Origin of the sequence: Proteiniphilum sp. UBA1028, from assembly GCF_002316955.1 — a bacterium.
GTDB lineage: Bacteria > Bacteroidota > Bacteroidia > Bacteroidales > Dysgonomonadaceae > Proteiniphilum.
In genome coordinates, this window is record NZ_DCEN01000077.1 from 1,254 (window position 1) to 9,992 (window position 8,739).

At 46.6% G+C, this 8,739-nt stretch carries 9 protein-coding genes and 1 tRNA gene; 9 read left to right on the forward strand and 1 reads right to left on the reverse strand.

What is annotated here, in order from left to right; all coding sequences use genetic code 11:
* The 3 genes from B3Z75_RS13035 to B3Z75_RS13045 all read left to right on the forward strand — a co-directional run.
* On the forward strand, nucleotides 1-924 hold a 924-nt coding region (locus B3Z75_RS13035), incomplete at its 5' end, for a D-mannonate epimerase (protein ID WP_294072528.1).
* 135 nt (nucleotides 925-1,059) lie between these two features.
* A complete protein-coding gene (locus B3Z75_RS13040; RefSeq protein ID WP_294072531.1) occupies nucleotides 1,060-2,481 on the forward strand; it encodes a Gfo/Idh/MocA family oxidoreductase in 1,422 nt (473 codons plus the stop codon).
* Nucleotides 2,482-2,571: 90 nt separating this feature from the next.
* Nucleotides 2,572-3,927, forward strand: a complete 1,356-nt coding sequence (locus B3Z75_RS13045) for a 3-keto-disaccharide hydrolase (protein ID WP_294072536.1) — start codon at nucleotides 2,572-2,574, stop codon at nucleotides 3,925-3,927.
* 130 nt (nucleotides 3,928-4,057) lie between these two features.
* On the opposite strand, the gene B3Z75_RS13050 is transcribed toward B3Z75_RS13045, so the two are convergent.
* Nucleotides 4,058-4,558, reverse strand: a complete 501-nt coding sequence (locus tag B3Z75_RS13050) for a flavodoxin (protein WP_294072539.1) — start codon at nucleotides 4,556-4,558, stop codon at nucleotides 4,058-4,060.
* Nucleotides 4,559-4,685: 127 nt separating this feature from the next.
* Between B3Z75_RS13050 and B3Z75_RS13055 the strand changes: the two genes are divergently transcribed.
* From B3Z75_RS13055 to B3Z75_RS13080, 6 genes are all read left to right on the forward strand, one after another.
* Nucleotides 4,686-4,757, forward strand: a tRNA-Arg gene (locus B3Z75_RS13055).
* Between the two features lie 774 nt (nucleotides 4,758-5,531).
* Nucleotides 5,532-5,948, forward strand: coding sequence for a DUF134 domain-containing protein (locus B3Z75_RS13060; protein WP_294072542.1), 417 nt, complete (start codon nucleotides 5,532-5,534; stop codon nucleotides 5,946-5,948).
* Nucleotides 5,945-6,208 (forward strand): MBL fold metallo-hydrolase, encoded by a 264-nt coding sequence (locus B3Z75_RS13065; protein WP_294072545.1) that lies wholly within the window; start codon nucleotides 5,945-5,947, stop codon nucleotides 6,206-6,208. The genes B3Z75_RS13060 and B3Z75_RS13065 overlap by 4 nt, the downstream gene beginning before the upstream one ends.
* A gap of 161 nt (nucleotides 6,209-6,369) precedes the next feature.
* Nucleotides 6,370-6,744, forward strand: a complete 375-nt coding sequence (locus B3Z75_RS13070) for a NifB/NifX family molybdenum-iron cluster-binding protein (RefSeq protein ID WP_294072548.1) — start codon at nucleotides 6,370-6,372, stop codon at nucleotides 6,742-6,744.
* 239 nt (nucleotides 6,745-6,983) lie between these two features.
* Nucleotides 6,984-7,703, forward strand: coding sequence for a peroxiredoxin (locus B3Z75_RS13075; protein WP_294072551.1), 720 nt, complete (start codon nucleotides 6,984-6,986; stop codon nucleotides 7,701-7,703).
* Nucleotides 7,704-7,826: 123 nt separating this feature from the next.
* Entirely contained in the window at nucleotides 7,827-8,612 is a 786-nt protein-coding gene (locus B3Z75_RS13080) for a 3-keto-disaccharide hydrolase (RefSeq protein WP_294072553.1), read from the forward strand.
* The last annotated feature ends 127 nt before the right edge of the window (nucleotides 8,613-8,739 follow it).

Genomic DNA, 8,739 nt, shown 5'->3' on the forward strand with positions numbered 1-8,739 from the left:
AAGGTCGATTTCTCCTGGCCGGCTCAGGTTAACAAGCTGCTGGTGGAAGGTGGGTTCGATCTGATTCTTTCCATTGGACAGGTCGTCCCGCACGAAGTAGTGGGTATGGCGAACTACAACAAAAATATCCTGGTGGGTACCGGGGGAAGCGAAGGAATCAACAAGAGCCACTATATCGGTGCCGTCTATGGCATGGAGCGGATGATGGGGCGTGCCGATACACCGGTACGGCGCGTGTTCAACTATGCCACCGAGAAATATTTGAAAGATCTGCCCATTATCTACGTGCTCACCGTGGTAGGTGTCAATGAAAAGGGAGAACAACAGACATACGGATTGTTTGTGGGAGATGACCTCGAAGTGTTCGACCGTGCCGCAAAACTGTCACTGGAAGTCAATTTTGTGATGGTCGACAAGCCGTTACAAAAAGTAGTAGTGTGGCTCGACCCCACGGAATTCAAAAGCACCTGGCTGGGGAACAAATCGATCTACCGTACCCGGATGGCTATTGCCGATGAGGGAGAGCTGATCGTCCTGGCACCGGCACTGAAAGAATTCGGAGAGGACAAAACAATAGACCGGCTGATTCGCAAGTATGGTTATTTTGGTACACCCCATACCTTGAAGGCGGTCTCCGAAGATCCGGAACTCCGCGATAACCTGGGCGCAGCCGCGCACCTCATTCATGGTTCGTCGGAAGGTAGATTTTCCATCACCTATTGTCCGGGCAAAGGAACTGAAAACCTCACCCGGAAAGAAATTGAAAGCGTGGGATTTCAGTGGGGAGACATCGATGAGACCCTGCAGAAGTATGATGTTTCCCTCCTCAAGGAGGGATTCAATACCCTTCCGGACGGGGAGGAAATTTACTACATTTCCAGCCCGGCACTCGGATTATGGGCATACAAAGACCGGTTTGAATAATCCACATTGCCCGAAAATAAAGCTTCTGGAGAGGAAATGGAATCATTCATTTTTCTCCTAAGGCTTTTTTTTATATATCTTTGAACCTCCGTATCTGGATCGGTAAATTGAAAAACAACAATTAATATAATTATCATGACAACAAGAAGAGAGTTTCTCAGAAATGCAGCATTGGCATCTGCGGGATTGGCCATGGGAGGTATATCGACCAAAATGAATGCCGCAAGCTACAACAGGGTGGTGGGTGCCAATAAGAAAGTGAACCTTGCCCACATTGGTGTCGGCAACAGAGGGTGGGAGATCATGAACGATTTCGATAAAACCGGACTGGCCAACGTGGTTGCCCTGTGCGATGTTGATCTGGGTGCAGAACACACAAAGAAAGCACTTGCCAAATTCCCCAACGCGAAACGCTTCCGGGACTTCCGCGAGATGTTCGACAAGATGGGCAACGAGATTGAGGCGGTGGCCATTGCCACGCCCGACTTTGCGCATTTTCCTGCCGTGATGATGGCGATGTCCGAAGGCAAGCATGTATATGTGGAGAAGCCGCTGAGCCGCACTTTCCTGGAGTCGGAACTGATCATGAAGGCAGCCCGGAAGTATCCCAAAGTGGTTACCCAGATGGGAAACCAGGGGCACTCCGAGGCCAACTACTTTCAGTTCAAGGCCTGGAAGGAAGCCGGTATCATTAAAGATGTGACGGCGATCACGGCCCACATGAACAACCCGCGCCGGTGGCACGGCTGGGATCCGGACATCAAGAAGTTTCCCGCCGCAGAACCGGTTCCCGAAACACTGGACTGGGATACCTGGCTAATGGCGCGCGACCATCATGATTTCAACAAGGATTTCCACTACGGGCAGTGGCGTTGCTGGTATGATTTCGGCATGGGGGCGCTGGGCGACTGGGGCGCACATATCATTGATACGGCCCACGAGTTTCTGGAGCTTGGACTGCCGGAGGAGGTAACCCCTCTGCGCCTGAGCGGACATAACGATTACTTCTTCCCGATGTCGAGCACCATTGAATTTAAATTTCCGAAACGTGGCAAGATGCCACCGGTGGTGATTACCTGGTACGATGGATTGGATAACATTCCTGCCGTACCGGATGGGTACGGCGTGTCAGAGATCGATCCCAATATTCCGACTGTGGCGGGTGGAAAGATCCAGCCGGCGAAGCTGAATCCCGGGAAAGAGATCTACAGCAAAGAACTCACCTTCAAAGGAGGCTCGCACGGCAGCACGCTGAGTATTATCCCCGGTGAGAAGGCGAAAGAGATGGAGAAGAAGCTTCCGGAAGTGCCGGAGAGTCCTTCCAACCACTTCGCCAACTTCCTGCTGGCTTGCCAGGGCAAAGAAAAAACTCGCTCCCCGTTCGAGGTGTCTGCACCGTTGAGTCAGGTGTTCTGCCTGGGTGTGGCAGCACAGCGGCTGAACCGTAAAATTGTGTTCGACAGAGAGACCAAACGAGTGACCAACGACGCCTTTGCGGATGCCTTCCTCACGGGTGAACCGCCCAGAAAAGGCTGGGAAGATTTTTATAAGATTTGAGTCGGCGGTACGGATTTAAAAAAACGGGTGCTAAAGACCAATTGTTCGCAAAAAAAGAAATTTATTGATCCATAACATAACAAGAAGAAAATGAAAAAAAACAGTTTGTTAATTTTAGTGATGACAGCATTACTCGTATCCTGTTCACAAGGACCGAAGTGGCAGGAGTTGTTTAACGGAAAAGATCTGCAAGGGTGGGAGAAGTTGAATGGTACTGCCGAGTATAAGGTGGAAGACAATGCCATCATCGGCATTTCTCAAATGAATACGCCCAATACCTTTTTGGCGACAACCGAAAAATACGACGATTTTATTCTTGAGTTTGAATTTAAAGTAGACGACGGATTAAATTCGGGCGTGCAATTCAGGAGCAATAGCCTGCCAGATTACAGGGATGGTCGCGTTCATGGTTATCAGTTTGAAATAGATCCTTCCGATCGTGCATGGACGGGCGGTATTTACGACGAAGCGCGGCGCGGATGGCTTTATCCGATGAATTACAACCCAGAAGGAATGAAGGCATTTAAGCACAGTGAGTGGAACAGTGCCCGTATTGAAGCCATTGGCAATTCTATCCGCACCTGGGTAAACGGTGTCCCTTGCGCCAATATCCTGGATGATACCACTCCGTCAGGGTTCATCGCCCTGCAGGTACATTCCATCGGGAAGGCCGAACTGGAAGGAAAGACCGTTGCGTGGCGCAATATCCGCATCCTTACGGATGAGCTTGATAAGTACAAAACAGCCGACGATGAGAATGTAATGCAGATAAACCAGGTGGCCAATACAATCTCTGACCGTGAAGCTGCCGATGGATGGAAATTGCTCTGGGATGGCAAGACCACCGAAGGATGGCGTGGTGCCAAGAGAGACGATTTTCCCGATCTGGGATGGTCGATTGACAATGGCATGCTGAAAGTACACAAAAGTGATGGTGGTGAGTCAACGAACGGCGGTGATATTGTTACGACCCGTCCTTACAAAAACTTTATGCTGAAAGTCGACTTTAAGATCACCGAAGGTGCCAACAGCGGGATCAAATATTTTGTCGATACCAACCTGAATAAAGGAGAAGGATCAGCCATAGGTTGCGAATTCCAGATTCTGGATGATCAGAATCATCCGGATGCCAAGATGGGGACCAATGGCAATAGAACGTTGGGGTCACTCTACGACCTGATTCCGGCTCCGCAAGACAAACCTTTCCGCAAGGGTTTTTTCAATACTGCGATGGTGGTAGTGGAAGGAAACCATGTGGAACATTGGCTCAACGGTGTGAAAATTGTGGAATATGATCGGAACAGCGATGCCTGGAACAAGTTGGTGCAAACCAGCAAGTACAAAGACTGGCCCAATTTCGGCAATGCCGAAGAAGGTCTGATTTTGTTACAGGACCATGGTGACGAAGTTTGGTTTCAGAATGTGAAAATAAAAGAACTGGATTAGGAATAAATAACCGTTACTAGTCTATAAGAAAAAGAAAATCAGAAAAGAACCGCCGGGGACCCCGGCGGTTCTTTTGATCTGTGAAAAAGATGTTCAGTCTTTTGCTAAAAAACAGGAAAGCAATCTATTTCTACACAAATTCCTTTTTGAGCATTTCCACCCATTTTGCCAAACGTTCCTGGGTTAGATCATATTCATTATCTTCGTCAATGGGTAGCCCCACCCACATGCCGTTGCTTACCGCGGTAGAGTCGTCGTATGTGTATCCTTCGTCAGGTACTTGTCCCACAATCTGTACTTTGTCATGCATTTCATCGTACACCACTTTCATCGATTCGGCAAAGCTGGTTGAGTATGATGCACTATCTCCCAGTGCAAAAATCGCCACTTTTTTCCCGCTAAAATCCATTCTGGCAAACGAAGGAAGAAAACCCTCCCAGTCGTCCTGCAAGTCGCCTATACCTGTTGTGGATGTGCCGATTACGTAGTAGGAATAATCTTTTACTTCCTCGAGTGTGATGTCCATCACGTTGAATATATCTGCGTTCCCGTCGAAAAGATCCTGTACCTGCCTGGCAACAGAAGCTGCATTCCCGCCGGATGATCCGTACAGAATAACTATTTTGTTCATTGTTGTTTGATCTCCATATTTGTTTAAAGAATAAACATTTCAACAAAGAAAATGTTTGTTTCGATGATAGACAAGCAGTTTTTTCTTTTGTGGATAACTGAAAATGTGTTACTTTTGCATCCATTCCGGCGCGGTAGTTCAATGGATAGAATAGAAGTTTCCTAAACTTTAGATTCGGGTTCGATTCCCGGCCGTGCTACTTCTGAAAAGCTGTAATTGATGATTCACTCATCGATTACGGCTTTTTTTATTGCTTTAAGCAAGCTCGACGCACAAATCTCATGGGTTTAATAGTAAGCATGACTATTATGAACATAAGTTCAAAATATTTTATATCTTTGCATCAGAATGTTTTTTCTGAATATAATGAATATTCTATCATAGGGCCTATAAGCCCAATGAAGCAGACATGGGAATTGCGATTATTTCAACTGGTAACAGTATGGATTCCAAGAGTGCGGCAAGAGAGTTGCCGATATAATTATGTTTTACAAATTTAAAAAAGGAGGTTAAGATGTCAGGATTTAATCGAAAAGGTCCAAACGGTGAAGGTCCGATGACAGGCCGCCGTGTTGGCCGATGTACCGATTTGGGTGCAAGAAGAGTAAATAGAAAATTTAACAGTGCCGAAAATCTGTCAGACAACGAAATGCAACATGTGTTTGGCCGCCGCATGGGACGTAACCAAGGTGCAGCTAGAAGAATGGGGAGATGCGGTAATGGTCAAGGTCGTTTCGGAAACGATTGGTAGTTAGGGGGAGGGTAACGCCGTTAGGTTTTACCCTCATCTTGCTTTCGTTATTATTTAAGGTAATACCGGGTATCGATGTAATGAAATTAATACTCTACGATGTTTTTTTAAAGTTTTACCGATCTGTGAAAAGAAATGATTCAATGAACATAAGTTTATAATTATTCCATATCTTTGGAATTTAAAGTAACAAAATCAACTTTCTAGCTGTGAATTGAAATTATGTCCCGTCCAAAGCAAAACCGAAAAATATCCAATCCCCCCCTGATGCAGGGATTCAAGCCTTTTGGCATTCCACGTAGAATGCTGAGTGCGGTCACTTTGTTATTTGATGAATACGAAGCAGTCAGATTACTGGATTATGAAGGATTGCTTCAGGAGCAGGCAGCGGAACGGATGAACATATCGCGGCCTACCCTGACGCGCATCTATGAACAAGCCCGTAAAACAATTGCAATGGCACTGGTAGAAGGAAAGATGATCAATATTGAAGGCGGCAGTGTACAGTTCGACAAAGAGTGGTTTCGTTGCAGGCGTTGCTATAAATTAATAGATAGTCCTGAAAATCATGTAAGATGCAAAGATTGCAAAAGTTTTGGTAATGACGAGTTAATACCGATAAATGCGAATGATAAGTGAAAGTAGTGGTGTTGTCCGATAATCGTGGAGCGGACAGATCGCTTGAGAACGAACACGGTTTGTCGGTCTATCTGGCAGCAGCTTTTTTCAAATGCCTGCTCGAGACGGGTGCATCTGATCGGCTTATCCGTAATGCTGAAAAAATGGGGATTGATATCAAAGCGGTTGATTTTGTGTTTATTTCTCTCGGGCATGCTGATCATTTGGGAGGGTTGCCTGCATTTCTGGAGCTAAATAAAACAGCCGGGATCGAAATATAGTAAACTTTCCAGGTAGCAATGAGGGGCTAAATAATGTATATCACCTGAATATGAAATGATAAAAATCTTCGTGCAAAACGAGCATGATAACTGTTCACTCACAAGGACACGATTAAAAGAGAGTTCCATGCGATACCTTTTAAAATAATATTTTTAAACATATGAAAATAGCAGTACCAACAAAAGAAAACAACCAGATTGATGCTCATTTTGGACACTGTGAATTTTACACGATTTACACTGTTTCTGAAAAGGATGACATCGTTGATAAGCAAATACTCCGTTCACCTGCAGGTTGCGGATGCAAGTCTGATATTGCCCTTAATCTGTCTCAAATGGATGTGAGAATAATGCTGGCCGGAGGTATCGGAGAGGGAGCGATCAACAAACTTTCATCCTGTAACATAGAGGTCATCAGAAATTGCAAAGGAGATGTGGACGAGCTCGTGAACGAATACCTTGCAGGTAACCTCAAAGATGGTGGAGCAAGCTGCCAATCGCATGCACATGATGAGAGTCATGTATGCAGTCATTAACAGGGAATGATGATTTAGTGCATAATCTCGCTATGGTGAAGCTGCACTCATCTTGCAGGCCAATGGATGTGTCAACGTGAAGGCGGAGGGGGCGCCGCATGGCCTTACGCGAAGGAAAAATAGCATTTTGAAAATGTGGAAAAATTGTATATGAAAACGCAATCCTGAAAGAATAGCTATCGACTGCATCAATCGATAGGGGCTATAATTCATATCAAAAATCACTAAAAAAAAGAACTATGGAAACAAATCAGGAAAACAACACCCCGGCAATGCCGAGAATCGGTGACAAGGCTCCTTCTTTCACCGCAAAGACAACACAAGGTATCATTAACTTTCCCGACGGGTTTGAAGGAAAATGGAAGATTCTCTTTAGCCACCCGGCCGACTTTACGCCGGTATGTACCTCTGAGTTCATGACCTTCGCCAGCATGCAGGATCAGTTTGAAGCACTCAATTGCCAGCTGGTAGGTCTCTCCGTGGATGGTCTCTACAGCCACATCGCCTGGCTGCGTACCATCAAGGAGAAGATCGAGTACAAGGGGATGAAGGATGTGGAGGTGACCTTCCCCCTGATCGAGGACATCACCATGGAGGTAGCCAGGAAGTATGGCATGATCCAACCCAACGAGAACTCCACCCAGGCAGTAAGGGCGGTCTTCTTCATAGATCCGAAGAACATCATCCGCACCATCATCTATTACCCCCTATCCCTGGGGCGTAATTTCGACGAATTGAAGCGCATCCTGATTGGCCTGCAGACAGCCGATGAATTTGGTGTCGCTCTGCCGGCCGACTGGCGTCCGGGTGACGAGGTGATCGTTCCCACTGCCGGCTCCTGCGGCGTAGCCAAGGAGCGCATGGAAGCCAAAGAGGAAGATATGCATTGTTACGACTGGTTCTTCTGCACGAAGAAACTTTCTAAAGAGGCGATAGAGAATGCTTTGCGGAAAGGTTGACCTTGTTGTGTGAAACGATTTATGAAACCCTGCTTCATCATGAAGGAGGGTTTTTTTGATGGAATTGTTTTGTATCTTTGTCCAGACTCCTATAAACAATGAAGAACAGTTAAAATTTAAACGATGAAGAAAAGTCTTTTTATGATGGGCAGTGTCGTGATCCTGCTGATGATGAGCTCATGTCGGCAAAAGAACGCTGAGAATAAGTGGATCCAGCTGTTTAACGGTAAAGACCTGACAGGCTGGACACCCAAAATCACCGGCTATGAAGCAGGTGACAACTTCGGTAATACCTTCAGGGTGGAAGATGGATTGCTCAAGGTCCGCTATGATCAATATGATCAATTTGATGGACGTTTCGGGCACCTCTTTTATCAGGATGAACTGTCGCATTACAAGCTGCGGGTGGAGTATCGCTTTGTGGGAGATCAGTGTCCCGGAGGAGCGGGATGGGCCTACCGCAATTCCGGTATCATGGTTCACGGACAGCGTCCCGAGACGATGACGCTCGATCAGGATTTTCCCACCTCGGTAGAGGTACAGTTGCTGGGCAGCGACTCGCTGGTGGAACGAACCAACATGAACGTCTGTACCCCCGGCACCAACATTGTGATGAATGGCGAACTGATCCTGGACCACTGCATCAACTCCTCTTCTGGTTTCTTCTTTGGGGATGAGTGGGTCACCGCCGAACTGGAGGTAAGGGGAAATGAGGTGCTATATCATGTGGTGAACGGCGATACCGTGTTACAATACAACCAGCCGCAGCTCGACGAGCGTGACGCTTCCTTTGCCCGGCTCATTGATGTGAATAAGGGTGACAAAATGCTGCACAAGGGAACCATTTCCCTGCAGAGCGAGAGTCACCCCATCGATTTCCGAAAGGTGGAGCTGCTGGTTCTGGAGTGATCCCTTACGCGGGACAGGGCGCTTTTCGATAGACATTGGCTATACCCGGACTGGTATTCCCTAATTACTGGCTTATTACCCCCTTATATTTACATAAAGTAGATATGAGTGAATAATAGCCTTGAAC